This window comes from Mucilaginibacter sp. AK015 (assembly GCF_014200785.1).
Lineage (GTDB): Bacteria > Bacteroidota > Bacteroidia > Sphingobacteriales > Sphingobacteriaceae > Mucilaginibacter.
Genome location: NZ_JACHCV010000002.1, coordinates 361910 through 385928, shown reverse-complemented (window position 1 = coordinate 385928; position 24019 = coordinate 361910). Strand labels below are relative to the sequence as shown.

At 44.6% G+C, this 24019-nt stretch carries 28 protein-coding genes; 20 read left to right on the top strand and 8 right to left on the bottom strand.

Features of this window, described 5'->3' with window-relative positions; genetic code table 11:
- Window positions 1-3 precede the first annotated feature (3 nt).
- The 12 genes from rpmD to HDC91_RS10835 all read left to right on the top strand — a co-directional run bounded on the left by rpmD (window position 4) and on the right by HDC91_RS10835 (window position 8674).
- A complete protein-coding gene (gene rpmD / locus HDC91_RS10890; protein ID WP_067059736.1) occupies window positions 4-183 on the top strand; it encodes a 50S ribosomal protein L30 in 180 nt (59 codons plus the stop codon).
- A 4-nt stretch (window positions 184-187) separates the two neighbouring features.
- Window positions 188-634, top strand: coding sequence for a 50S ribosomal protein L15 (gene rplO, locus HDC91_RS10885; RefSeq protein WP_162429510.1), 447 nt, complete (start codon window positions 188-190; stop codon window positions 632-634).
- Window positions 635-640: 6 nt separating this feature from the next.
- Window positions 641-1984 carry a preprotein translocase subunit SecY gene (gene secY / locus HDC91_RS10880; RefSeq protein ID WP_183551929.1) on the top strand — a complete coding sequence of 448 codons (1344 nt, stop codon included), beginning with the start codon at window positions 641-643 and terminating at the stop codon, window positions 1982-1984.
- 8 nt (window positions 1985-1992) lie between these two features.
- Window positions 1993-2784, top strand: a complete 792-nt coding sequence (gene map / locus HDC91_RS10875) for a type I methionyl aminopeptidase (RefSeq protein ID WP_162429508.1) — start codon at window positions 1993-1995, stop codon at window positions 2782-2784.
- Between the two features lie 63 nt (window positions 2785-2847).
- On the top strand, window positions 2848-3066 hold the full coding sequence (gene infA, locus HDC91_RS10870; RefSeq protein WP_022833270.1) for a translation initiation factor IF-1: 219 nt from the start codon (window positions 2848-2850) through the stop codon (window positions 3064-3066).
- Window positions 3067-3073: 7 nt separating this feature from the next.
- Window positions 3074-3190: a 50S ribosomal protein L36 gene (gene rpmJ, locus HDC91_RS10865; protein WP_082855993.1), complete on the top strand. Its 117-nt coding sequence runs from the start codon at window positions 3074-3076 to the stop codon at window positions 3188-3190.
- A gap of 73 nt (window positions 3191-3263) precedes the next feature.
- On the top strand, window positions 3264-3641 hold the full coding sequence (rpsM, locus tag HDC91_RS10860) for a 30S ribosomal protein S13 (protein ID WP_162429507.1): 378 nt from the start codon (window positions 3264-3266) through the stop codon (window positions 3639-3641).
- Between the two features lie 129 nt (window positions 3642-3770).
- Window positions 3771-4160, top strand: a complete 390-nt coding sequence (gene rpsK / locus HDC91_RS10855; RefSeq protein ID WP_162429506.1) for a 30S ribosomal protein S11 — start codon at window positions 3771-3773, stop codon at window positions 4158-4160.
- Between the two features lie 67 nt (window positions 4161-4227).
- Entirely contained in the window at window positions 4228-4836 is a 609-nt protein-coding gene (rpsD, locus tag HDC91_RS10850; protein ID WP_162429505.1) for a 30S ribosomal protein S4, read from the top strand.
- A gap of 177 nt (window positions 4837-5013) precedes the next feature.
- Window positions 5014-6006 (top strand): DNA-directed RNA polymerase subunit alpha, encoded by a 993-nt coding sequence (locus HDC91_RS10845; protein WP_183551925.1) that lies wholly within the window; start codon window positions 5014-5016, stop codon window positions 6004-6006.
- Between the two features lie 189 nt (window positions 6007-6195).
- Entirely contained in the window at window positions 6196-6810 is a 615-nt protein-coding gene (gene rplQ, locus HDC91_RS10840; RefSeq protein ID WP_183551922.1) for a 50S ribosomal protein L17, read from the top strand.
- A 127-nt stretch (window positions 6811-6937) separates the two neighbouring features.
- Window positions 6938-8674 (top strand): thiamine pyrophosphate-dependent enzyme, encoded by a 1737-nt coding sequence (locus tag HDC91_RS10835; RefSeq protein ID WP_183551919.1) that lies wholly within the window; start codon window positions 6938-6940, stop codon window positions 8672-8674.
- Window positions 8675-8692: 18 nt separating this feature from the next.
- On the opposite strand, the gene trxA is transcribed toward HDC91_RS10835, so the two are convergent.
- From trxA to HDC91_RS10800, 7 genes are all read right to left on the bottom strand, one after another.
- Window positions 8693-8995, bottom strand: coding sequence for a thioredoxin (trxA, locus tag HDC91_RS10830; protein ID WP_183551916.1), 303 nt, complete (start codon window positions 8993-8995; stop codon window positions 8693-8695).
- A gap of 209 nt (window positions 8996-9204) precedes the next feature.
- A complete protein-coding gene (locus HDC91_RS10825) occupies window positions 9205-10080 on the bottom strand; it encodes an alpha/beta hydrolase (protein ID WP_183551913.1) in 876 nt (291 codons plus the stop codon).
- 13 nt (window positions 10081-10093) lie between these two features.
- Window positions 10094-11092: an MBL fold metallo-hydrolase gene (locus tag HDC91_RS10820; RefSeq protein ID WP_183551909.1), complete on the bottom strand. Its 999-nt coding sequence runs from the start codon at window positions 11090-11092 to the stop codon at window positions 10094-10096.
- A gap of 50 nt (window positions 11093-11142) precedes the next feature.
- Entirely contained in the window at window positions 11143-11985 is an 843-nt protein-coding gene (locus HDC91_RS10815) for a S9 family peptidase (RefSeq protein ID WP_255476705.1), read from the bottom strand.
- Entirely contained in the window at window positions 11985-12434 is a 450-nt protein-coding gene (locus HDC91_RS10810) for an RDD family protein (protein WP_183551906.1), read from the bottom strand. Before HDC91_RS10810 ends, HDC91_RS10815 begins: the two co-directional genes overlap by 1 nt.
- A 35-nt stretch (window positions 12435-12469) precedes the next feature.
- A complete protein-coding gene (locus HDC91_RS10805) occupies window positions 12470-13996 on the bottom strand; it encodes a bifunctional GNAT family N-acetyltransferase/carbon-nitrogen hydrolase family protein (protein ID WP_183551902.1) in 1527 nt (508 codons plus the stop codon).
- A 104-nt stretch (window positions 13997-14100) separates the two neighbouring features.
- Complete coding sequence (locus HDC91_RS10800) at window positions 14101-14487, bottom strand: MauE/DoxX family redox-associated membrane protein (protein ID WP_221262168.1); 387 nt, start codon at window positions 14485-14487, stop codon at window positions 14101-14103.
- Window positions 14488-14642: 155 nt separating this feature from the next.
- On the opposite strand from HDC91_RS10800, the gene hemA reads away from it, so the two are divergent.
- Window positions 14643-15869, top strand: a complete 1227-nt coding sequence (gene hemA / locus HDC91_RS10795) for a glutamyl-tRNA reductase (protein ID WP_162429496.1) — start codon at window positions 14643-14645, stop codon at window positions 15867-15869.
- A gap of 353 nt (window positions 15870-16222) precedes the next feature.
- Here hemA and HDC91_RS10790 read toward each other — a convergent pair whose 3' ends face one another.
- Window positions 16223-16453 (bottom strand): hypothetical protein, encoded by a 231-nt coding sequence (locus HDC91_RS10790; protein WP_183551898.1) that lies wholly within the window; start codon window positions 16451-16453, stop codon window positions 16223-16225.
- 187 nt (window positions 16454-16640) lie between these two features.
- Here HDC91_RS10790 and hemC point away from each other — a divergent pair, with 187 nt between their 5' ends.
- The 7 genes from hemC (at window position 16641) to hemE (ending at window position 24006) form a co-directional block, all read left to right on the top strand.
- Window positions 16641-18215, top strand: a complete 1575-nt coding sequence (gene hemC, locus HDC91_RS10785) for a hydroxymethylbilane synthase (protein WP_183551895.1) — start codon at window positions 16641-16643, stop codon at window positions 18213-18215.
- A 100-nt stretch (window positions 18216-18315) separates the two neighbouring features.
- On the top strand, window positions 18316-19287 hold the full coding sequence (gene hemB / locus HDC91_RS10780) for a porphobilinogen synthase (RefSeq protein ID WP_183551892.1): 972 nt from the start codon (window positions 18316-18318) through the stop codon (window positions 19285-19287).
- 119 nt (window positions 19288-19406) lie between these two features.
- Entirely contained in the window at window positions 19407-20717 is a 1311-nt protein-coding gene (gene hemL, locus HDC91_RS10775; protein ID WP_183551889.1) for a glutamate-1-semialdehyde 2,1-aminomutase, read from the top strand.
- A gap of 58 nt (window positions 20718-20775) precedes the next feature.
- Complete coding sequence (locus HDC91_RS10770) at window positions 20776-21651, top strand: sensor histidine kinase KdpD (protein WP_162429492.1); 876 nt, start codon at window positions 20776-20778, stop codon at window positions 21649-21651.
- A gap of 12 nt (window positions 21652-21663) precedes the next feature.
- The gene (locus HDC91_RS10765; RefSeq protein ID WP_162429491.1) at window positions 21664-22368 is read left to right on the top strand and encodes a response regulator transcription factor; all 705 of its coding nucleotides are present in this window, start codon (window positions 21664-21666) and stop codon (window positions 22366-22368) included.
- A 6-nt stretch (window positions 22369-22374) separates the two neighbouring features.
- Window positions 22375-22899, top strand: coding sequence for a tol-pal system YbgF family protein (locus HDC91_RS10760; protein WP_183551886.1), 525 nt, complete (start codon window positions 22375-22377; stop codon window positions 22897-22899).
- An 81-nt stretch (window positions 22900-22980) separates the two neighbouring features.
- Window positions 22981-24006 (top strand): uroporphyrinogen decarboxylase, encoded by a 1026-nt coding sequence (hemE, locus tag HDC91_RS10755; protein ID WP_183551884.1) that lies wholly within the window; start codon window positions 22981-22983, stop codon window positions 24004-24006.
- Window positions 24007-24019: the final 13 nt, after the last annotated feature.

Genomic DNA, 24019 nt, shown 5'->3' with positions numbered 1-24019 from the left:
GTTATGTCGAAAATTAAAATAACACAAATTAAAAGCGTTATCGACAGAAGCGAGCGCCAGAAAAAAACTGTTGAGGCTTTAGGCCTTAAGAAAATTAACCACAGCGTGGAAGTTGAAGCCACTGCAGCTATTATTGGTATGGTTAGAAAAGTTAACCACTTGGTAGCAGTAGAAAATATTTAATATCATGAATTTAAGTAATCTTAAACCTGCAGAAGGTTCTACTAAAAATAGGAAAAGAATTGGCCGTGGTACAGGTTCTGGCCGTGGCGGTACATCAACCCGTGGCCATAAAGGCGCAGGTTCGCGTTCAGGTACATCTACCAAGGTAGGTTTTGAAGGCGGCCAGATGCCATTACAGCGCCGTGTGCCTAAGGTAGGCTTTAAAAATCCTAACCGTGTAGAGTATGTTGGTGTTAACCTTGATGTATTGCAAGCTTTAACCGAGAAGTTCTCGTTAGAGGCGGTTGATTTTGCCATACTGAAAGAACACGGGTTAGTTTCGCGTAACGATCTTGTTAAGATACTGGGCCGTGGCGAATTAAAAGCCAAATTAGAAGTTAAAGCACACGCATTTACTGCTACTGCACAAAAAGCTATTGAAGCAGCCGGCGGAACTATTGTAAAGTTGTAAATTTCGATGAAGAAATTATTCACCACATTATCCAATATCTGGAAAATTGAAGATCTAAGAGTGCGTATTATAAACACACTCTTATTTCTTTTGATATATCGCGTAGGTTCGTTTGTTGTTTTACCGGGTGTAAACGCCGCAGCTCTTAATGCCAGCCAAAACAAGGAAGGGCTTTTAGGGCTGTTAAACATGTTTGCCGGTGGCTCGTTCTCGCGGTCGTCTATTATGGCTTTGGGTGTTATGCCTTATATTTCTGCATCCATTGTTGTGCAGTTATTGGGTATTGCAGTGCCATACTTTATTAAATTGCAGAAGGAGGGCGAAAGCGGACGTAACAAGATAAACCAGTGGACACGCTACCTTACAATAGGTATTACCGCGGTACAGGCTGTTGCGTATTTAAAATCGCAGATAACCCCGGATGCGATGCTTATTGGTAACCCTTACTTCACAGTATTAAATACCTGTGTATTAACTGCGGGTACTCTATTTGTAATGTGGCTGGGCGAAAAAATCACCGATAAAGGCATTGGCAACGGTATATCGCTTATCATCATGGTGGGTATTATTGCACAACTGCCAAGCGCGTTTATTGTGGAGTTTCAATCGCGTACCGGTGGGCCGGGTGGTTTAATTACCTTTATTGTTGAAATTGTAGCGTTGCTTGGTGTAGTAATGTTTACCATACTTATAGTACAGGGCACACGTAAAATAGCTGTGCAATATGCCAAACGTATTGTTGGTAACAAGCAGTATGGCGGTGTACGCCAGTATATACCTTTAAAGGTAAATGCTGCCGGCGTAATGCCTATTATATTTGCCCAGGCCTTAATGTTTATACCCGCAACGGTATCAAGCTTCTTTCCGTCTGTTGCGACAAACAGCTTTTTAATGGCCTTATCAAATTATAACTCATGGCAGCATAATTTGATATTTGGTATATTAATTATATTGTTCACCTACTTTTATACAGCTATTACAGTTAACCCAAACCAAATGGCTGACGATATGAAAAAGAACGGCGGATTTATTCCTGGTATTAAACCAGGTAAATCAACGGCTGATTTTATTGACGGGGTTATCTCTAAAATAACATTGCCTGGTTCTATTTTCTTAGCCATTGTAGCTATTATACCTGCAATAGCCAGTTTAGTAGGTGTGAGCAGCATCTTTTCAAGATTTTTTGGTGGTACATCATTGATCATCCTGGTGGGTGTGGTATTAGATACATTGCAGCAAATTGAAAGCCATTTATTAATGCGCCATTACGATGGTTTAATGAAAACAGGCAGGATAAAAGGCCGTGCAAGTATCCCTACAGCTTCGGGTGCTACACCACCGGTTATCTAATAGCATACATGTCAAAGATCATTTATAAGTCTGTCGAAGAGATAGAACTAATAAGAGAAAGTTCTTTACTTGTTTCCAAAACACATGGGGAGATAGCTAAAGTTATTGGCCCCGGTGTAACTACCATCGAATTAAATAAACTTGCCGAAACGTTTATCCGCGATAACGGCGGGGTTCCGGCATTTTTAAATTATAATGGCTTTCCATATTCGTTATGCATATCGCTTAACGATCAGGTGGTACACGGCTTCCCGGGTAAACATGTTTTAGTAGAAGGCGACCTGGTATCGGTTGATTGCGGTGTAATATTGAACAAATATTATGGCGACTCGGCTTTTACCTTTGCCATTGGCGAGGTTGACGAAAACACTAAAAAGCTGATGCGGGTTACGCGCGAGTGTTTAGATCTGGGCGTTGAGAAGGCTGTAGTAGGCATGCGCATTGGTGATATTGGCTACGCGGTACAAGAGCATGCCGAAAAAAACGGCTTTGGGGTAGTGAAAGAACTGGTGGGCCACGGTGTGGGTACCCGCCTGCACGAAAAACCTGAAGTACCTAATTACGGTAAGCGCGGCTCCGGCATAAAGTTAGAAGAGGGGATGGTAATAGCCATTGAGCCGATGATTAATGCAGGGCGCGCCGGTGTTAAGTTTTGGGATGATGGATGGACCGTATCAACGGTTGATAAAAAGCCATCGGCACATTACGAGCACACGGTTGCCGTAAAAAGGGGGAAACCCGATGTTTTATCGACGTTTGAGTACATTGATAAAGTTTTAGAAGAAAAGAATAAAAATTAAATTTTTTTTATTAATTTTGCATCCCGGTTTTGGGGTGGATAATTAAGTAATAATCAGTAAAATATGGCAAAACAATCCTCGATTGAGCAAGATGGTACAATTCGCGAAGCATTGTCAAACGCAATGTTTAGGGTTGAACTTGAAAATGGCCACGAGATTATTGCACACATATCCGGTAAAATGCGGATGCACTACATCAAAATATTACCCGGCGACAGGGTTAAATTGGAGATGAGCCCGTATGATTTAACAAAAGGAAGAATAACCTACAGATATAAATAACAACGAGATGAAAGTTAGAGCATCCATTAAAAAACGTAGTGTTGATTGCAAGATCATCCGCCGTAACGGGAAACTTTATGTGATAAACAAAAAGAATCCGAAGTTTAAGCAGCGTCAGGGATAATTAAAAAAGAAGAAATTGTAACCCGTACAACGGTGGCCCGCCGTTCGGTATTACTTAAAAACAACAAACAAATATGGCAAGGATCTCAGGTATTGATTTACCAAAAAATAAAAGAGGCGAAATAGGCTTAACCTATATCTACGGCATTGGCCGCTCTACCGCTCAGGATATTTTGAACCAGGCAGGTATCGACGTTAATATTAAAGTTCAGGATTGGACAGATGAGCAGTTAACTGCTATCCGTACCATCATTAACGATCAAATTAAGGTTGAAGGTGCTTTACGTTCAGAAGTTCAGCTTAACATCAAACGTTTAATGGATATTGGTTGCTACCGTGGTACCCGTCATCGTAAAGGTTTACCATTACGTGGCCAGCGCACCAAAAACAACTCACGTACCCGTAAAGGAAAACGTAAAACAGTTGCTAACAAAAAGAAAGCTACTAAATAGTAAATAGTTGATTGGTGAGCGGTGGGTAGTTGATACTTTAAGCTTGCCAGGAATAATAAATTAGAAAACGATTAATGGGTCCGAGTTAGTTCAATAACTCAGTAATTCATTAAATCAATAATTAAAAAAATGGCTAAAAGCAAAAAAGTTACCAAAAAGCGTATTGTTGTTATCGACGCTGTAGGCGAAGCACACATCAACGCAACTTTTAACAACATCATCATTACCCTTACCAACAAAAGCGGCCAGGCTATATCGTGGTCGTCTGCAGGTAAAATGGGCTTTAAAGGTTCTAAAAAGAACACCCCTTACGCTGCCGGTCAGGCTGCTGCCGATTGCGGTAAAGTTGCTTACGACTTAGGTTTGCGCAAAGTAGAGGTATTTGTTAAAGGTCCGGGTTCAGGCCGCGAGTCGGCAATTCGTACGCTGCAAACCACAGGTATCGAAGTAACTACTATAAGAGACATTACACCGCTTCCGCACAATGGTTGCCGTCCGTCTAAACGTAGAAGAGTTTAATTCACTAAATTTTTAAAGCTAAGATTCGGCAGCTGCGGGCTGTTTGATACTTTAAAACACACAAATAATGGCAAGATATACAGGCCCCAAATCAAAAATTGCGCGCAGGTTCCGCGAACCGATCTTCGGTCCGGATAAAGCGTTAGAAAGAAAAAACTACGGACCGGGTATGCACGGCGCTTCTAAAAGAAGAGGAAAGCAATCTGAGTACGCGGTACAGTTGATGGAAAAACAAAAAGTTAAATACACTTACGGTGTATTAGAGCGCCAGTTCGAAAACTTATTCCATACAGCTTCTGCTAAAGAAGGTATCACCGGCGAAAACTTATTAAAGTTTTTAGAAGCACGTTTGGATAATGCAGTTTACCGTTTAGGTATTGCTCCTACACGTTCGGGTGCACGCCAGTTAGTAGGCCACAAACATATTACTGTAAACGGCAGCGTGGTAAACATCGCTTCGTACCAGCTTAAAGCCGGCGACGTTATTGCAGTACGCGAAAAATCAAAATCACTTGAAAGCATTACCAATTCGGTAGCTGGCCGTAAAGTAAATAAATATAGCTGGTTGGAGTGGAACGCTGATGAATTATCAGGTAAGTTCTTAAACTATCCAAACCGCGATGAGATTCCTGAGAACATCAAAGAGAACCTGATCGTCGAGTTATATTCTAAATAAGATTTGAGATTTTAGATATGAGATTTGAGACTTTTTTTCAAGTCTCATTTCTGGTTTCAGGTCAAAGGAAAAATAATTAAAGGGTTTAAGAAGAGAAGAAGATAACGGACAAGCTCTCATATCTCACGTCTCATATCTCAAATCTATAATCAAGTTAACAATAAATAAAAGATATAAATGGCAATTTTAGCATTTCAAAAACCAGACAAGGTTATCATGCAGAAATCAAATGATTTTGATGGCACGTTTGAGTTTCGTCCGTTAGAACCAGGCTTCGGTGTAACCATTGGTAATGCTCTGCGTCGTATCTTACTTTCTTCATTAGAAGGTTATGCAATTACATCTGTACGTTTTTCGGGTGTGATGCACGAGTTTTCGACCATCAAAGGTGTGGTTGAAGACGTAACCGAAATCATCCTGAACTTAAAACAAGTTCGTTTTAAAAAAACAGGTGAGTCGGGCGATAATGAGAAAATATTTGTGATCATTAACGGCCAGGATGCTTTTTCTGCAGGCGGCATTACTAAGTTTTCGAACAACTTTACCGTATTGAACCCTGATCTTGTTATTTGTAACATGGATTCATCAGTAACGCTTGAAGTTGAGCTTACTGTTGCTAAAGGCCGTGGTTACATCAGCAACGAGGAAAACAAAAACCCTGATGCTAACGTAGGCGTGATAGCTATCGATTCGATCTTCACACCTATCAAGAATGTAAAATATACGCTTGAAAACTATCGTGTAGAACAAAAAACGGATTACGAAAAACTGATCCTTGATATTTCTACAGATGGCTCTATCCATCCGGAGGATGCGTTGAAACAAGCCGCTAAGATCCTTATCCAGCACTTCATGCTGTTCTCTGACGAGAACATGATGCTTGAAGCACAGGCTAAAGAAGAAACTAAAGAAGTTGATGAGGAAATTTTGCACATGCGCAAGATCCTTAAAACCGAATTGGTTGATCTTGACCTGAGCGTACGCGCACTAAACTGCTTAAAAGCTGCTGATATCCGCAGCCTTGCAGACCTGGTATCGTACGATGTTGCTGATATGTTGAAATTCAGGAACTTTGGTAAAAAATCATTAACGGAGATTCAGGACCTGGTTAAATCAAAAGGCTTATCTTTTGGTATGAACCTGTCTAAATTTAAGTTGGACGAAGAATAATTAGTGATAAGAGGTTAGAGATTAGTTAATCAGTCTTTAACCTCTTTTCATTTTTATACCATTGGTTGGAGACCACACAGTGACTAATCTCCGATCACTAATTAACAAGTCACTAAACATCGCGTAATTCCGCGGGCTTGACGAAACATCGCCGCCCAACGGTATGCACGTGCCACAACACAAAAACAAATGAGACACGGAAAAAAAGTTAATCACTTAGGCCGCACAGACAGCCACCGCAAAGCAATGCTGGCTAACATGGCCTCTTCGCTTATCCAACACAAGCGCATTACAACAACATTAGCAAAAGCAAAAGCTTTGCGCGGATATGTTGAGCCACTTTTAACAAAATCAAAAAACGATACTACACACTCTCGCCGTACAGTGTTTAGCTATTTACAAGACAAAGACACCGTGAACATTCTGTTCCGTGAAGTTGCCGAGAAAATTGCTAACCGCCCGGGTGGTTACACACGTATAGTTAAGTTAGAGAACCGGTTAGGCGATAACGCTGAAATGGCCATCATCGAGCTTGTTGATTACAACACTGTTTACGGTAAAGATGCTGAAGCTAAAACCGAGAAAAAATCAACACGTCGTCGTGGTGGTGCTTCTAAGGCTAAAGCTGCTGCTCCTGCAACCGAAAAAGCTGCTGCTCCGGTAGCCGCCGAAGAAACAGTTGAAACTGCACCAGTGGCTGAAACTACACCCGCTGTAGAAACTGCACCAGCTGCAGAAGAAACTCCTGCCACTGAAGCTCCTGCAGCTGATGACAAGGAAGAAAATGCTGAAAAAGGCGAATAATTAACTATTCACCTTAAAGTATATAAAGCCTCCCGTATTCCGGGGGGCTTTTTTGTTTTGTAATGTTGCCGAATTTTAAAACCCCTGCCTGTTTCCTGGGTTTAAATAGAATAATATTAAACTTACTATGGCAAACGTAGCAGACCAGATGGTTGAGATGCTGGTGAACGCGGGCATTAAAAGGATATACGCTGTAACAGGCGATAGCTTAAACGAGGTTAATGACGCCGTAAGGCGCGAGGGCAGCATTCAATGGGTGCATGTACGGCACGAAGAAGCGGGCGCCTATGCGGCCGGTGCCGAGGCGCAGTTAACCGGTACCCTGGCTTGTTGTGCCGGCAGCAGCGGCCCGGGCCACGTTCACCTGATCAACGGCCTGTACGATGCGCACCGCTCAGGCGCGCCGGTTATAGCCATAGCATCAACCGTTGCCAGTTTTGAGTATGGTACCGAATATTTCCAGGAAACAAACACCATAAAATTATTTGACGATTGCAGCCTTTATAACCAGGTTGCTACTACGCCAAAACAATTTCCGCGGATGCTGCAGGCGGGTATACAGGCCGCGCTGCACCGCAAAGGCGTGGCGGTAATTGGTGTACCCGGCGATCTGACCGCTATGGATGCCGAAGAAATAGCAACATCTACCCAAAACTTTAACCCAATTGCGGTAACCCGGCCCAATGATGATGACCTTGCCAGGCTTGCAGCATTGATCAATCAGCATAAAAAGATTACCATTTTTTGTGGTATAGGGGCCGCCGATGCGCACGATGAAGTTTTGGCCTTATCGCAAAAGCTGAATGCGCCGGTGGCCTATTCTTTCCGCTCAAAAATGGATATCCAGTACGATAACCCCAACGAGGTAGGGATGACCGGCTTACTGGGCCTGCCTTCGGCATATCACAGTATGCATCAATCAGATCTGCTCATATTGTTAGGTACTGATTTCCCTTACACGCCTTTTATGCCTACCGACTGCAAGATAGTGCAGATAGATATAAAACCCGAACGAATTGGCCGCCGGGCTAAGGTTGATGTGGGTTTAAGCGGCTCTGTTAAAGATACCCTGACCGCTTTGCTGCCACTGGTTGAGCAGCACGGGGATGACAGCTTTTTGAAAGCACAGCTGGATTTTTATGCCGACGTGCAGAAGAACATGAAGACCTACGTAGACGATAAGGGAAAAAAGGAAAATATCCATCCGGAATATATTGCCACCCTTATTGATGAACTGGCTGCTGATGATGCTATATTCACGGTGGATACCGGCATGTCGTGCGTATGGGGGGCGCGTTATATAAATGCAACCGGCAAACGTAAAATGATAGGTTCGTTCAATCACGGCTCAATGGCTAACGCCATGCCGCAGGCAATAGGTGCTGCTTTAGCAATGCCGGGCAGGCAGGTGGTAGCTTTATGCGGCGATGGAGGGATATCTATGCTGCTGGGCGACCTGGCCACCATAGCGCAGTACAAGCTTCCTGTAAAAATAATTGTGTTTAACAACCGCTCGTTAGGGATGGTGAAGCTTGAAATGGAAGTGGCCGGCCTGCCCGACTGGCAAACCGATATGCACAACCCCGATTTTGCCATGGTTGCAAAGGCGATGGGGATTAAGGGGATAACCGTTACCGACCCTGATGAAGCCCGGCAGGCTTTAATTGAAGGATTAATATATAAAGGCCCGGCACTTATAAATATTATGACTGACCCTAACGCCCTGGCCATGCCGCCAAAAGTAGAACTGAGTCAGGTAAAAGGGATGGCCGTATCCATGACCAAGCTGATGCTAAACGGACGGATGGACGAGGTTGTTGATACCATTAAGGCCAATTATAAACATCTTAAAGATATCATATAAACAACGCTAAGGGCAGGTTCAAGGCTTAATGTATTGCTTAATAACCTGCTGCAACTGGCCGGCTTGCATAACGCCACTTTGGCGCCATTTACTTTCGCCGTTTTGGAAAATCATTAGCGTTGGCACACTCTGTACGCGGTAAGCATTGGCTGCCGCCGGGTTTTTATCTATATCGATTTTAATGATGGTGACCTTATCGCCCAGGGCATCTTTTACCTGCTTTAAAATTGGCGGCATCATTTTACAAGGCCCGCACCACTCCGCCGAAAAATCTACCAGCACAGGTTTTTCTGATGCTATAATATCCTTAAAGTTTGCCATTGGTTTATCTCCTTTTGATAATAATAACGCTAAATAGGGGAATACGTTTTATAATGGAATTAAATTAAAGTTGTTGGCCGGTGCGATTCCCATCCGCCGGGGTGCAGGCAGGAATGATACGAAATGTACACTAAACATTTCCCTTCTTCTACGCTGAGCCATCGCCCCCCTCCCCAGAGAGGGAGTTTAAGTTGCGCACTTAACCGATCTCAATGCAAAACTTTCTTGTGAAAGGGCTGCAATATATTACTATCGGTTAGCCAGTCGGCAAGGCGCTGTGGCCAGTTGTTAATAGATTTTAGCCGGCGGTTCATGCCCATGTTAAAGGCATGGTCGCCACGCGCATACATATGCATCTCAACCGGCACTTTAGCTTTGCGATAACGCTGTAAGAGCTGTATAATAGGTAACGAGCAGCACGCGTCATCATTGGCGGCTACCAAAAATGCCTGGGGCGCATCAGGCGGAACGGTTTCGGGCACGTAGCCAGGGCCCGGGTAAACCTGTACAATAAAGTTTGGTTTTGCGCTTAATCGGTCAATAAGGTCAGCAGCTTTTGGGTCGCCTTTCCAGCCGCTAAAGGCAACCATATCAACCACTTCGCCGCCTGCCGAAAAGCCCATCATACCTATCCGGTTGGTATCGATGTTAAACTCGGCCGCCCGGCTGCGCACCAAACGCATGGCGCGGTAAGCATCCTGTTTGGGGTGTATATCAACCTTGTAAGGCGATAGGCTATCGCGCCCTAAACGGTACTTAAGTATAAAAACGGTTACTCCGAGGTCGTTATAAAATTTTGCCGGCGCTACACCCTCTGAGTTATAAACTAATAACCTGTGGCCGCCTCCGGGGCAAATGATCACCGCGGCCCCGTTTGCCTTATCGGCGGGCGGGGCATATACCGTTAACGATGGATTGTGAATATTTTTTACCCAGTAATCTTTGGCCTGTTCGGGTTCGTTGCGGCGGTTTTCAAAACCGGGCGCCCCCTTTGGCCATAAGGGAATAACCGTTTGTGCATGCACTGCAAGGGTGCATAACACCAACATAACCAAGCTTGTGCAAAATGACGACAGCGTTTTCATAATGCAATTTAAGCTATTTACTCATAAAACCCTTCCACCATTCAGAATTATACGGGCCATCCGGTTCAGTAGGCTTTCCTGGCTCAGGCATAAACAGCGCGATGCCTTTTTCGCCGGCCAGGTTTAATAACCTTTCGGCTGGCTCGTACCAGGCGTGCGGTGCAAGGTTAAAGGTGCCCCAGTGCAATGGCATCATTAAGTTGCCTTTAAGGGCAAGGTGCGCGTTGGTGGCATTGTCAGGCCCCATATGTATATCCGGCCAGTACTTGCCGTAAGCCCCTACCTCAAGCATGGTAAGGTCAAACGGGCCAAAAGCCTCACCAATTTCGGCAAAGCCGGGGAACCAGCCCGAATCGGCGCCGAAAAATATGTTATGCTGCGGGCCTTTTATCACAAACGATGCCCACAAGGTTTCGTTGCGGTTAAAGATGCCCCGGCCCGAAAAATGCCTTGCAGGTGTGGCCGTGATATTGCAATTGCCTATCATCACACTATCTCCCCAATCTACCTCGTTAATATAATTTTTTAAGATCCCCCAATTTTCAAGATAATCACAAACCCCCATCGGCGTAATAAAGGGTATTGCCTTACCGGCAAAGAAACTTATCGTTGCTTTGTCAAGATGGTCATAATGATCGTGCGAAATGATCACCGCATCTAACGGGGGCAGGTCTTGAAGCGCAATTGGCGGTTGAAAAAAGCGCCTGGGGCCAAATGCCTGTGTAAATGAAACCCGCTGGCTCCAAACAGGGTCTGTTAAAATATGGATGCCGTCAATTTCTATCAATAAACTGGAATGGCCAACCCATGTTATGCGCAGGCCCTTTTCAGGCAGCGTTTGATACACTGATACATCTGTAGTAAACGGCCCTAACGGAATCTTCGGTGTATTCTCGGCCGTGTTATTTGCATATTCACGCATTATAGGTAGTAGCTTGCCGAACCCACCACTATCAGTTGGGATGGGGTTTTGAAATTTTCTTCCTTTTTTTGTTGCTCCGGCTAATTTCATAGGATATTATAAATGCTGATAGTTAGGGTAATGAAATATCAAAAACTGCTTTAAACGCCGTGTTTTTTTAAAAAGGCTACAGCTATATCGCAAAAAGCCAGCAGACTTACCGGCAATTGCGGTTCGGTATACGGGTGCACGGCCCCAAAAGTATGGTCGGCACCAGGGATGATCACAAACTCAGCATTGGGCTGCGCAGCGTGTAACTGTTGGGCGTGGCTCAAAGGCACGCTGGTATCGGCATCCCCATGTGTAATAAGCCAGGGCTGCGCAACCTGGGCGGCTTTCGCTTGTATATCAAGCCTTTTAGGGTTAGCATCCAGGTCATGTAGCAACGACGATTTATAAGGCATATTTTGCCCGGTACGCGCGTTTTTCATATACATTACGCCCTGCAGGCGCCATTGCCTTTCTGCTTCTTTTGGCCAAAGGTTATAAAAGCTGGATATTGCGGCCATAGTAACGAGTTTTTTGATACGGGCATCCTCGGCAGTTTTAACGATGCTGATGCCGCCGCCCATGCTGTGTCCTATCAGGTAAACGCTGTTTACACGGGCGATAGCCGAGCCCCCGCAGGCAAAATCGATAACCGATTTAAGGTCTTCCAGTTCGATACTGAACGTGTTATCTCCAAAAGCTATCAGGTCGGCAAACTCGGTAGGGTTATCGGCCGTAGTACCATTATGCGAAAAGTTGAATTTTAAAAAGCGAAAGCCATTTTCGGCGAAATATTTTGCAACCAGGTTATGCGCGCCCCAATCTTTAAACCCCCTTATGCCATGGGCAAAAATCACCAGCGGCGCGTAAGGCTGTAAGGTATCGTAGGTAATATCGGCTGTCATTCCCCGGCCCTTTGCGCCGGGGATGGTATAATGTTGCTTAACGATCATCATTAAAAAGTTACTTCTTTTTCGGTTATATCTGTTGTTTTTACAACAACCGTACCCGCCCAAAGGTCGCCTAATCTTTGATGCTTCGGTGTTTTTGAAATACAAATTAACGCAGGAATTCCATATATGAAAATATCTATTGAATCTAACAGGCGTCTTTTAAAAGTTGTTGATAACGACGGTTTAACGGCACCGTCAGTTACAACTTTTAATTTAACTATGTCATGTCCAGGCGTTGCATGCGCCGACTCTAATACAACAAAGTATAGAAGCCAGGCGATTATAATTGGGAGCACCATTATGCCGGTTACAGTTGCTTTTCCCGGTTCTGGGTTTTCATCAAACGCATAAATATATACGGTATAAAAAACAAAATATAGGCTGTAATCAATTAGCGTGGCTATGATTCGTAGTTTAATGTATGGTTTAGGCGTAATGGTATAAAATTTCATTAATAACAATTATACATGCAATGTATGAAATGCTATTATATTTTCTTCCCATTAAAAGTTATCCCATACAGATCCGTCCTTCGATCCTTTAAATTTTGTACGCTGCCATATTCATGCAGTTCGCCCAGGGTAGATAGGTCTACATCCGCTATCACGATCATTTCGCTGTTTGGTGTGGCCTCCGACTGGATGCCGTTGGTAGGGAAGCCAAAATCTGAAGGGGTAAACACAGCCGACTGCGCATAAGAAATATCCATGTTGTTAACATTGGGCAGGTTACCTACGCAACCGGCAATAGCTACATAGCACTCGTTTTCTACAGCGCGCGCCTGGGCACAAAACTTAACACGGTTATAGCCGTTCTGTGTATCGGTTAAAAATGGTACAAATAATATCTGCATATCCTGCCCGGCCAATATGCGCCCTAATTCCGGAAACTCCACATCATAACATATCAAAATGCCTATCCGCCCGGCATCAGTATCAAAAACTTTCAGGTCGTTACCTCCGCGCATCCCCCATGAACTGATCTCGGAAGGAGTAGGGTGTATTTTTACGCTTTCCTCCATGCTGCCATTACGCCTGAAAAGGTATGATACATTATAAAGCGAATCATCTTCTATCTTGGGCATGCTGCCCGCAATAATGTTTACATTGTACGATACGGCCAGTTTAGTAAACGCCTCGGTAATGGGCCCTGTAAATTTAGCCAGTTCGCGCATGGCCTTGGCCGCATCCATATGGTTATACTCGGCCATCAGCGGGGTATTGAACAACTCCGGGAACAATACAAAATCCGACTGGTAATCGCTCACGGCATCTACAAAATACTCGGCATGTTTCATCAGTTCGCTGATGTTATTGTACGGCCGCATTTGCCACTGTACCAGGCCAATGCGTACTACGGTTTTTTGATTGATAACCGAGCTTATTTCTTCGTAGTATACATTGTTCCATTCTATCAGGGTAGCAAAGCCTTTTGAACGGTTGTCCTCGGGTAGGTAATTACGCAGTATTTTACGCACGTGAAAATCGTTTGACAACTGGAACGACAGCGTAGGGTCGAATATCTCTTTATACTTTACCTTATCTATATATTGTTTTGGCGTAAGGTCGTTCTGAAATTTTTGATAGTTAGGGATGCGGCCTCCGGCAATAATGCTTTTTAAGTTCAGCTTTTCGCACAGGGCTTTACGGGCTTCGTATAAGCGGCGGGCCAGGCGCAGGCCGCGATACTTGGGATGTACAAAAATTTCTATGCCGTACAGTACGTCTCCTTTGTCATCGTGGGTTTTAAACGTGCCGTTACCGGTTATCTGTTTATAGGTATGGGTATCGCCAAATTTGCTGTAATCAACAATTATAGAAAGCGCGCAGCCAACTACCTCGTTATTTACGGTAACGCAAATTTGCCCTTCGGGAAAAAGCTTGATGAGCTTTCTGATAGAGGCGGCGTCCCAATGGTCTTCGTCCATATCCAGGTAAGCCGATTTCATCGACTTTTTTAACTCCTGGTAATCTTGTACTTCAAGGTTACGTAATTCTATACTTTGCAGATCCATTTTTCTGTAACCCGTTTTGAGGCGGAATGTTTGTATAAAGCCGAAAGTCGTAAGTTTCAAGTCTTAGGTCGGATTTCATTAACTATAGACTTAAGGCTAAATATTTACGACTTAGAATGCCACCAGGCCCATAACATGAGCACCGGTTGTAAAAGCAACCTTACCCATGCTATTGCCGGGGTAACCGTAAGGCTGCCAAGGTTAACAGGTGCATCTATGATCATGCTGATATGCACCGGTAAAAAGGCCGCCAGCATGAGTATGATACCCCACGAAGCAATTTTACGGGTTTTGGGTAATATCATCATAACCGCGAATGCTATCTCAAAAAAACCTGCCAACACATTTGCAATAATGGGATAAGGGATATAGGAGGGGATTATTCTATAATATGATTGTGGGTTATAAAAATGATTGGCACCGGCTGCCAAATAGCCGGCTGTCAAAATTACAAGGCTGATTTTTTTAATATTTTTTATTTTTTTGGTCATATCTGCCTTCTAAAACAATAATATTATAATATTGGCGGCTTTATTTTTAAAAAACCGCTTAATTTATAATCATTCTAAATGCGCCTGTTTGACATATCCTTGACATTGCATCTTAATTGGTGTGCTACTTTTGTTGGGTCAAAAAATAAACTGCTTTGAAGTACTTAAAAGTTATTGCTTTTACACATAAACAGATTGAGCTGAAGGAATTGGGGCGGTTGGTGATATGCCAGGAAAATCTGACCACTAAGCTTCAAGAGGTTAAAGCACGTTTTGGTATTGACGAGTTATTTTATCTGGGTACCTGTAACCGTGTAGAATTTGTAATGTCGACACAGCAGGTAATTGACAAGGCTTTTGCCCACCAGTTTTTGGAGACATTGCAAATGGGCCTTTGCCCGCACTCTACAAGTACTTTCCTTGATGCGGCGTCGATCTATGAAGGGCAGGATGCGATGAACCATTTGTTGCGCACATCATGCTCGTTGGAGAGCCTGATAGTTGGCGAAAAAGAAATTTTAGCCCAGTTGCGTAAAGCTTACGAAGATTGCAGGGCGGCAGGGCTAACCGGCGATTGTTTGCGTGTGGTAATGGATTGTGTGGTAAAAACAGCCAAAGAAGTTTATACCCATACCAATATCTCGAAAAACCCTATTTCGGTAGTGTCGTTGGCTTACCGTAAGTTAAAAGACCTTAAGCTTTGCTCTAATGCCCGTATATTGATCATCGGAGCAGGCGAAACCAACCGCAATATTTCAAAATATCTTCAAAAGCATAAGTTCTCTAACTTTTCAGTATTTAACCGTACGCTTGAAAAAGCACAGCAGTTGGCTGCCGATCTGGGCGGCGAGGCTTTTGAGCTTTCCGAGTTGAAAAACTACAAAAAAGGGTTTGATGCTATTATCACCTGCACGTCGGCGGTTGAACCCATTATCACCCCTGAAATTTACGCGTCGTTGCTAAACGGCGATACCGATAAAAAAACAATTGTCGACCTGGCTATCCCGAACGACACCTCTCCTGTAGTATTAGAGCAGTTTGATGTAAATTTTATCGAGGTACACAGCCTTAACGAAATTGCCAAAAAGAACCTGCAGGAACGCTACCAGGAACTGGTGCACGCCGAAGCCATTATAGATCAGAACATCGCCGAGTTTATGGTGATGCTGAAGCAGCGCAAAATTGAGCTGGCCATGCGCCAGGTGCCTGAAAAGATCAAGGAAATACGCAATAATGCCGTAAACACCGTTTTTGCACAGGAAGTTCAAAGCCTTGATAAAGAATCGCGCGAGATACTGGAGAAGGTGATGAACTACATGGAGAAAAAGTATATCAGCGTGCCGATGATCATGGCGAAGGATATATTGATCAATAATAAATAGTTTCTTTCTTATCGTATATTTAGTAAGCTGCTGCGAGTTTAGCGCAGCGTAACTCGTGGTGTAGCACAAGGTAAGCTTTCAGCTTACCACACTAATCATCAAAATAACATCGATCAACCCTTCCTGTCTGCATAATCTCGCCTGATGTGAAGTTAGTTCTCCGTTAGGATTGGCAGTACGCAATATGATCGTCAGTGGATGTTACTTTCTTTTCTCTCAAAAGAAAGTAACCAAAGAAAAGTCGCGGCTGCGTCCTGTTCTGTGAAAGGTTCTGCCGGGGCAATGCCTGTGCCACCCGAACAGGCCAATGCCGCATTTTGAGGTGTCGTTAGGGCAGTACTTTTTGTAACGATTTATTTAGTTTTTTCTTGCCCCGTCAGCAAAACAGCTTCGGCCGAAAGTGGGCAGAACATGGTGGCCTTGAGCGTGGCAAGGGCATAGGAAATTTTGCTGAAGCGTGAGGCTTGCGCGGCGAAGCGTGGGGCAAAGGTTTCCAGCCCGTGGTTCTGCACGATTTGCGGGGTAAAGCCCTGTGCGGCGAAGAAGCCTTTTTGCTGACTTGATTTTTGGTTACTTTGTATCAAGACAAAGTAACAGCCCTCCGCGGCAATTGAGCGGACTGACGTTTCATGAAAGCACAAACGGTTCTCTCGCTGTTGGCATAGGTAAGCTTCCAGCTAAACAATAATAGTCAGCCCACTCTCATATCCTTAATTAATACTATATTACTGTGCATAAAAATTTAAATTTGTGCTGTAAAAATTTATCCCTTTGGACAGAACAGTAATAATAGGAACGCGTGGCAGCGAATTAGCTTTATGGCAGGCAAACTTTGTAAAGGACAGCCTGGCCGCGATAAACATTACCGCCGAACTTAAGATTATAAAAACACAGGGCGACCGCATCCTTAACCTGAGCTTTGATAAGCTGGAAGGAAAGGGCTTTTTTACCAAGGAATTAGAAGAAGAATTATTGGCAGGCACTATAGATATTGCTGTGCACTCGCATAAGGACCTGCCAACAGAAAACCCTCCGGGACTCATCATCGCAGCAGTTTCAGAACGGGAAGACCCGGCTGAACTGTTGTTGATCTTGAAGGACTGTGTGGATGTCCGTCAAAAGCTATCCGTAAAGTTTGGTGGCATGGTGGGTACATCATCTAACCGGCGCAAGGCCCAGCTACTGGCCGTACGGCCCGATCTGGAGATAGAAGAACTGCGCGGCAATGTGCCAACCCGCATAGGCAAACTGCGCGACGAGAAATATGATGCCATTATGCTTGCCAAGGCAGGTGTATCCCGTTTAGGTATCGACCTGAGCGAGTTTCATGTTGAGGAGTTGACCCCCACAGAATTTATCCCTGCTCCGGCGCAAGGGGTACTGGCTATCCAGGTACGCGAAAATAATGCTGAATTGTTTGAAGCCCTACAGGCGTTGCACCATCCCGAAGTTGCTGAAGAATTGGCCCTGGAGCGCGGTGTATTAAAAATGTTTGGTGGTGGCTGCCATTTACCGCTGGGTGTTTACTGCCGGCGCGACGATGGCAAGTTCCAGGTGTTTACATCAAAGGCGGAAGATGCCGACGAATTTCCGGACCGGTATTTTATCGAAAGTGATACCCTGGATGGCGTGGCAGATAAAATAGTAAGCCGTTTTGCAAAAGACAGAAAATTCCCTAATAAAGTATTTATATCCCGGGATATTTCGGAAACCAGCTATTTCCGCAAGGCATTAGAGAAACATAAAATAGAGATCGAAGCGCGGTCGCTTATCCGCACCGTACCGATTATCACCCGGTTCGATTCGTACATCCTGAAAAATATAGATTGGGTGTTTTTTACCAGTAAGAACGCGGTGGAGTACTTTTTTAAACTATCGCCCCAGTTTCCTAAAAAGGTAAAATTTGGGGTGATGGGTGCCGGCAGCGAAGATATGCTGCGCCGCAATGGCCACTTTGCCGATTTTGTTGGCGAAAGTAACGACACGGCTGATGTAGCCGCCGACTTTGCCGAACTGGCCAACGGTACAACAATATTATTCCCCGGGGCTGATAACCCCATGCGGAGTATCCAGCAGGGCTTGTCTGCCGAAACTAAGATAATTGATCTGCCCGTTTACGAAACCGTACTGGAGGAGGACGTGGAGCCAAGCGGCGCTGACGTAATGGTATTTACCAGCCCAAGCAATGTGGAGGCCTACTTTGCCGATAACCTGCTGGAGCCTGGCCAAAAGGTGATAGCCATTGGTAAATCAACCGGTAAAAAGTTTGATGAAATGGGAGTAAAATATACCCTGCCTTTCTCTCCCGACGAAGTCGGGCTGGCAGAGGCGGTGTTTGGAATATAGAGAAGTCAATAGTCGATGGTCGATAGTCCATAGACTGATTTTACGATTATATAATTGAAGCCGACTATGGACTATCGACCATGGTCTATGGACTAAGAAAATGCTACAACGACCAAGACGAAATAGAAAAAGTGAAGTTATCCGCCAAATGGTGCAGGAAACGCATGTTAGCGCTGCTAACCTGATATTCCCGCTGTTTATTGTGGATGGCGAAAACCAAAAAACCGAAGTGGCATCAATGCCCGGCATCTTCAGGTATTCGATAGATAATTTACTGCGCGAGGTAGAAAGCTGCCTTAAGCTGGGTTTAAACGCTTTCGACTTGTTCCCTAATATAGAAGAATCATTAAAAGACAAATATGCCACCGAAAGCCACCGAGATGAGAGCCTTTACCTGCGCGCCATCCGTGCCGTAAAGAAGGAATTCCCGGAAGCTTGCGTAATTACCGACGTTGCGATGGACCCATACAGCAGCGATGGCCATGATGGCGTAGTTGAAAATGGCGAGATATTAAATGATGAGACCCTCGAGATATTAGGTAAAATGGCTTTGGCCCATGCCCGCAGCGGGGCGGATATTATTGCCCCATCAGATATGATGGATGGCCGTGTGGGTTACATTCGCCAGGTGCTTGACGACAACGGTTTTACCGGCGTATCTATCATGTCGTACTCCGCAAAATATGCCAGCGCGTTCTATGGTCCGTTTAGGGATGCGTTAAATTCGGCCCCGAAATTTGGCGATAAAAAAACCTACCAGATGAATCCTGCCAACCAGCGGGAAGCGCTGATAGAAGCCCGTTTAGATGAGGCCGAAGGAGCGGATTTCCTGATGGTGAAACCAGCCCTTTCATACCTGGATGTTATTAAACTCATAAAAGACGATACAGAGCTGCCCGTTGCGGCTTACAATGTGAGCGGCGAATACGCTATGATCAAAGCCGCCATACAAAAAGGCTGGCTGAACGAGCAGCGCGCCATTACCGAGGTGCTTACCAGCATCCGCCGTGCAGGCGCCAGCGCGATATTAACCTACCATGCCAAAGAGGTGCTGCTGAATAAGTGGTTGTAATAGTGAAATAACAAAACGTCATTGCGAGGTACGAAGCAATCTCAGAACTGTGCATAACCGATATGCATCCCGGGAGATTGCTTCGTACCTCGCAATGACGGGTTAGAAAGAAAGAACAAATGAACAAACCTGATATTAGCAGAGCAAGATCTGCAGAACTGTACGAAAAAGCAAAGACCTATTTCCCGGGTGGTGTAAACTCGCCGGTACGGGCGTTTAAATCTGTTTACGGTACGCCGCTTTTTATCGAAAAAGGCGACGGCAGCCATATTTGGGATGCCGACGGTAACGAGTTTGTTGATTTTTGCTGCTCATGGGGGCCGCTTATTTTGGGTCACAACAACCCGGCCGTTCGCGAAAAGGTAACCGGGGTAATGCAGAAAGGCATGTCTTTCGGTGCGCCTACGGCGTTGGAGAACGAACTGGCGGAACTTATCCTCGGCAATAATAAATTCATCCAAAAAATACGGTTTGTAAGCTCGGGCACCGAAGCGGTAATGTCGGCCATCAGGCTGGCAAGGGGCTACACCAAGCGCGACAAGATCTTAAAATTTGAAGGCTGCTATCATGGCCACTCGGATAGTCTTTTAGTTAAAGCGGGCTCGGGCCTGGTAACCTTCGGCGAAACCTCGTCTGCAGGCGTACCAAAGGCTTTTGCTGATGAAACGATAGTAGTGTCGTTAAATGATAAAAAAGCCCTGCAGGAGGCCTTTGATGAGTTTAGGGGGCAAATTGCAGCGGTTATCATCGAGCCTGTGCCTGCTAACAACGGCTTGTTGCTGCAAACGCAGGATTATCTAAATTACCTGCGCCAGATCTGTACCGATAACGGCGCCATGCTGATCTTTGATGAGGTGATCTCGGGTTTCCGTGTGGGTTTTGAAGGCGCGGCTGCTTATTATGGCATCCAGCCGGATATCATTACTTATGGTAAGATCATCGGCGGCGGTTTGCCTGTTGGGGCTTACGGTGCATCGGCACAGGTAATGGATCATATATCCCCCGTAGGCTCAGTTTACCAGGCGGGTACCTTATCAGGAAATCCGGTTGCTATGGCAGCGGGTATCGCCCAATTAAGCGAGCTGTTAAAACCTGGTTTTTACGATGATCTGCATGCAAAAACCGCGGGTTTTGTAAAAGATATTCAGAATTTTGTGGCTGAACGTACGTATCAATTCAAGGTGTTCACCATTGGATCGATATTTTGGTTTGCATTTACCGATAAAGAAACTATCACAACCGCAGAAGACATTGACCCGGGCAGCATGGCCAAATTTAAAGAAATGCACCGGGAACTGATCAACAGAGGCATTTATTTAGGTCCGTCGGGCTACGAGGTTGGCTTTATATCGGCCGCCCACACACAAGCCGATTTAGAAACAACAAAAACAGCTATATTTGATAGTCTGGATATTGTATTTGGAAAATAAGTTTGCAGTTGCCGGTTAGCAGTTTGCCAAATAACTGCCAACCGCAAATTGAGAAGTTATGAAAAAGACACTCGTAATATTTTATGCCATCATTATTTATGCGGTTGCCGAACTGATATGGTGGGGATATATGCTGGTACATCTTAATCCAAGCCGTAAGGGGATGATCATGGGCGAGGGCATGATGTTCATCACCGTTTTTTTGATCGGGGCATATTTTTTACATCAATCGCTTAACCGCGAAGCCAAACTGCAGGAACAGAAAAAGAACTTCCTGCTTTCGGTAACGCACGAACTGAAGTCGCCGCTGGCATCTATAAAAATATTATTGCAGACTATTCAAAAGCGCGACCTGACAAAAGTGCAGATATTGAACTTTATCGATAAGTCGTTACTTGATGTAGAGCGGCTGGATGATATGGTAGAGAACATGCTGCTTGCATCAAAAATTGATAACCGCTCGTACACCTTTCCGAAGGCAAAATTCAACCTGTCGGTTTTGGTTGACAGCATTGTTAACCGCCTGCAAATAAGCAAGTGCGATTGCAACCAGCAGATCATAAATGCCGAGATCGAGCCTAAAATAGAGATAACAGGCGATAAGTTTGCTTTAACTTCGGTGGTTACCAACCTGGTAGAGAACGCTGTAAAATATTCCAGCCCCTGCGAAACCGTTAATGTCAGGCTGTTTGAGAAAGAGGGTAAAGTTTACTTTCAGGTGGCAGACCATGGCATAGGTATTGCTGATAGTGAAAAGTCACGCATCTTTGATAAATTTTATCGTGTAGGCAGCGAAGATACACGCAATACAAAAGGGACGGGCTTGGGTTTATACATTGTTAAAGAGGTATTAGATAAACACCAGGCCAGTATAAAAGTTAAAGACAACCGCCCTGCCGGCAGCGTATTTGAAGTAGTATTTGCATTAACCTAAACAATAGCGACCATGCTGAACAAAAAAAGAATTTTATTAGCCGAAGACGAAGAGCATCTATTAGAGGCTATTAAGTTAAACCTCGAGCTGGAGGGGTATAAAGTTTCTACAGCGAATAACGGTAAAAAAGCCCTTCAAATTTTTAAGGAAGAGCGATTTAACCTGGTAATACTGGATGTGATGATGCCCGAAATTGACGGCTTTGTGGTTGCAGAAACCATAAGACTTGAAAACTCTGAGGTGCCTATCATGTTCCTTACCGCAAAAAACACCAACGAGGATAAAATATCGGGCCTGAAAAAAGGCGCAGATGACTATCTGACCAAGCCGTTTAACCTGGAAGAGTTGATCCTTCGTGTTAACAACCTGGTAAAACGCAGCCTGAAAGGCGACGACCTGAAAGAATTCAACAGTTACAAGATAGGCGACAAAACCATCCATTTTAACTCTTTTGAACTGGTTAACGGCGATGAAAGTATTACACCGCTTACCAAAAAGGAAACTATGCTGCTGAAATTGCTGATAGAGCGCCGTAACGAGGCGGTATCGCGTGAGCAGATATTGGAAACCGTTTGGAATTACGATGTGTATCCGTCAACCCGCACTATCGATAACTTTATACTGACGTTCCGTAAGTACTTTGAACCGGACCCTAAAAACCCGGTTTATTTCCACTCGATACGGGGTGTAGGTTATAAATTTACAGACAATCACTAATACTGCATGTTTACAAACAGGGCCAGGATATTAGTAGCGGGGATGTTTATAGTTTTAATGGCCGTAGCCGTTAAGTACCAGGCATACCAGTTAGCTGCTTTAGCCCTGATGTTTATTGCGCTGCTGATATGGGGCTACTTTAAACAGGGAACTATTGTATTGGCGGCTAAGGCTTTTCACCAGAAGGATTACGATAAAGCCGAAGCTTTATTAAAGCAGGTTCCGAAACCCGAATGGCTCAGTAAAAAGCGCCGCGGGTTTTATGAATTTATATACGGTGGGATATGCCTGCAAAAACGTGAATATGCCGAAGCCGAACAGCACTATGAATTAGCTGCCTTATATCCATTACGCAGTGCAAACGACCATGTGGCCGCGCTGGTGCATGTGGCCAATATTAATGTGCGTAACGGTAACTTTGAAAAAGCGAGGATATACCTGCAGCTTACCGAAAAACATAAAGACAACATAACTGCCAAAATGAAGGATGTGATCTGGAAGGTTGAGCAGGAATTAAGCAAACACAAATAAAGAGGCAAGATAATAAGAATCAAGAACCAGGATTATTTTTGTCTTGAATCCTGATTCCTGTTACCTTGCCTCTCCACAAATATGAAAGATTCGTTATTTATAAAAGCCGCATTTTCAGAAAAAACAGAACGCCCGCCGGTGTGGATGATGCGCCAGGCAGGCCGTTTTATGCCCGAGTACTGGGAGATCAAAAATAAGTATTCTTTCCTGGAGATGTGCAAAACGCCCGAGCTGGCTGCCGATGTTACCATGCTGCCGGTTGATCTGCTGGGTATTGATGCCGCCATCTTGTTTTCCGACATCCTGGTTACCGGCGAAGCCATGGGCGGCGATCTGAGCTTTACACAAGGCGTAGGGCCCAAGTTTGCTAACCCCGTGCGTACACAGGCCGATATCGATAACCTGCAAACCAACGTGGGCGACAGGCTGCAATATGTAGCCGATGCTATCAACGTAATTCAGCAGCGTTTAAATGGCAGCATCCCGTTGATCGGGTTTGCAGGCGCGCCGTTTACCGTGATGAGCTATTTGGTTGAAGGCGGATCGTCAAAAGATTTCAAACTGACCAAACTGATGCTGCATAACCATCCCGAAATGGCGCATCAACTTTTATCAAAAATTGCTACGGTTACGGCCGATTACCTGAACCTGCAGATAGCGGCAGGGGTAAACGCTGTACAGATATTTGATAGCTGGGCGCAGGCATTATCATGGGATGATTATACCGAATTTTCGCACCGCTACATTGTGGAGATCATTAGTAAACTGAACAGGAAGGATATCCCGGTGATATCGTTCTGCAAAGGTAGTTCGGTATTCGCGCCGTTAATGGCTGAGGCAAAACCGGATGTAATTTCAATCGACTGGAACGCTGACCTGCTGGATATCAAGAACCGGTTGCCGAAAAATATCGCCGTACAAGGCAATCTTGATCCGCATATCTTATATGCCGATAAAAAGGTGATAAAAGAGCGAATTTATAACCTTTTTGGGCGAATGAAGGGCGAAAATGGCTTCATTTTTAACCTGGGCCACGGCATTATGCCCGATATCCCGTTTGATAATGTGAAGTACGCGGTAGAGGTGATAAAAGAGTTTAAGTATTAAATAAATAGAGATG

Bases quoted from the DNA above. Each gene is read 5' to 3' on its own strand.
- rpsM (WP_162429507.1), top strand. From the start codon at position 3,264: ATGGCAAGGATCTCAGGTATTGATTTACCAAAAAATAAAAGAGGCGAA.
- hemL (WP_183551889.1), top strand. From the start codon at position 19,407: ATGAACAAACCTGATATTAGCAGAGCAAGATCTGCAGAACTGTACGAA.
- HDC91_RS10835 (WP_183551919.1), top strand. From the start codon at position 6,938: ATGGCAAACGTAGCAGACCAGATGGTTGAGATGCTGGTGAACGCGGGC.
- rpsD (WP_162429505.1), top strand. From the start codon at position 4,228: ATGGCAAGATATACAGGCCCCAAATCAAAAATTGCGCGCAGGTTCCGC.
- HDC91_RS10810 (WP_183551906.1), bottom strand. From the start codon at position 12,434: ATGAAATTTTATACCATTACGCCTAAACCATACATTAAACTACGAATC.
- hemE (WP_183551884.1), top strand. From the start codon at position 22,981: ATGAAAGATTCGTTATTTATAAAAGCCGCATTTTCAGAAAAAACAGAA.
- map (WP_162429508.1), top strand. From the start codon at position 1,993: ATGTCAAAGATCATTTATAAGTCTGTCGAAGAGATAGAACTAATAAGA.
- HDC91_RS10815 (WP_255476705.1), bottom strand. From the start codon at position 11,985: ATGATGATCGTTAAGCAACATTATACCATCCCCGGCGCAAAGGGCCGG.
- HDC91_RS10800 (WP_221262168.1), bottom strand. From the start codon at position 14,487: ATGACCAAAAAAATAAAAAATATTAAAAAAATCAGCCTTGTAATTTTG.
- HDC91_RS10820 (WP_183551909.1), bottom strand. From the start codon at position 11,092: ATGAAATTAGCCGGAGCAACAAAAAAAGGAAGAAAATTTCAAAACCCC.
- secY (WP_183551929.1), top strand. From the start codon at position 641: ATGAAGAAATTATTCACCACATTATCCAATATCTGGAAAATTGAAGAT.
- HDC91_RS10845 (WP_183551925.1), top strand. From the start codon at position 5,014: ATGGCAATTTTAGCATTTCAAAAACCAGACAAGGTTATCATGCAGAAA.
- hemB (WP_183551892.1), top strand. From the start codon at position 18,316: ATGCTACAACGACCAAGACGAAATAGAAAAAGTGAAGTTATCCGCCAA.
- rpmD (WP_067059736.1), top strand. From the start codon at position 4: ATGTCGAAAATTAAAATAACACAAATTAAAAGCGTTATCGACAGAAGC.
- rpmJ (WP_082855993.1), top strand. From the start codon at position 3,074: ATGAAAGTTAGAGCATCCATTAAAAAACGTAGTGTTGATTGCAAGATC.
- HDC91_RS10805 (WP_183551902.1), bottom strand. From the start codon at position 13,996: ATGGATCTGCAAAGTATAGAATTACGTAACCTTGAAGTACAAGATTAC.
- rplQ (WP_183551922.1), top strand. From the start codon at position 6,196: ATGAGACACGGAAAAAAAGTTAATCACTTAGGCCGCACAGACAGCCAC.
- trxA (WP_183551916.1), bottom strand. From the start codon at position 8,995: ATGGCAAACTTTAAGGATATTATAGCATCAGAAAAACCTGTGCTGGTA.
- HDC91_RS10760 (WP_183551886.1), top strand. From the start codon at position 22,375: ATGTTTACAAACAGGGCCAGGATATTAGTAGCGGGGATGTTTATAGTT.
- infA (WP_022833270.1), top strand. From the start codon at position 2,848: ATGGCAAAACAATCCTCGATTGAGCAAGATGGTACAATTCGCGAAGCA.
- HDC91_RS10765 (WP_162429491.1), top strand. From the start codon at position 21,664: ATGCTGAACAAAAAAAGAATTTTATTAGCCGAAGACGAAGAGCATCTA.
- HDC91_RS10825 (WP_183551913.1), bottom strand. From the start codon at position 10,080: ATGAAAACGCTGTCGTCATTTTGCACAAGCTTGGTTATGTTGGTGTTA.
- HDC91_RS10770 (WP_162429492.1), top strand. From the start codon at position 20,776: ATGAAAAAGACACTCGTAATATTTTATGCCATCATTATTTATGCGGTT.
- rpsK (WP_162429506.1), top strand. From the start codon at position 3,771: ATGGCTAAAAGCAAAAAAGTTACCAAAAAGCGTATTGTTGTTATCGAC.
- rplO (WP_162429510.1), top strand. From the start codon at position 188: ATGAATTTAAGTAATCTTAAACCTGCAGAAGGTTCTACTAAAAATAGG.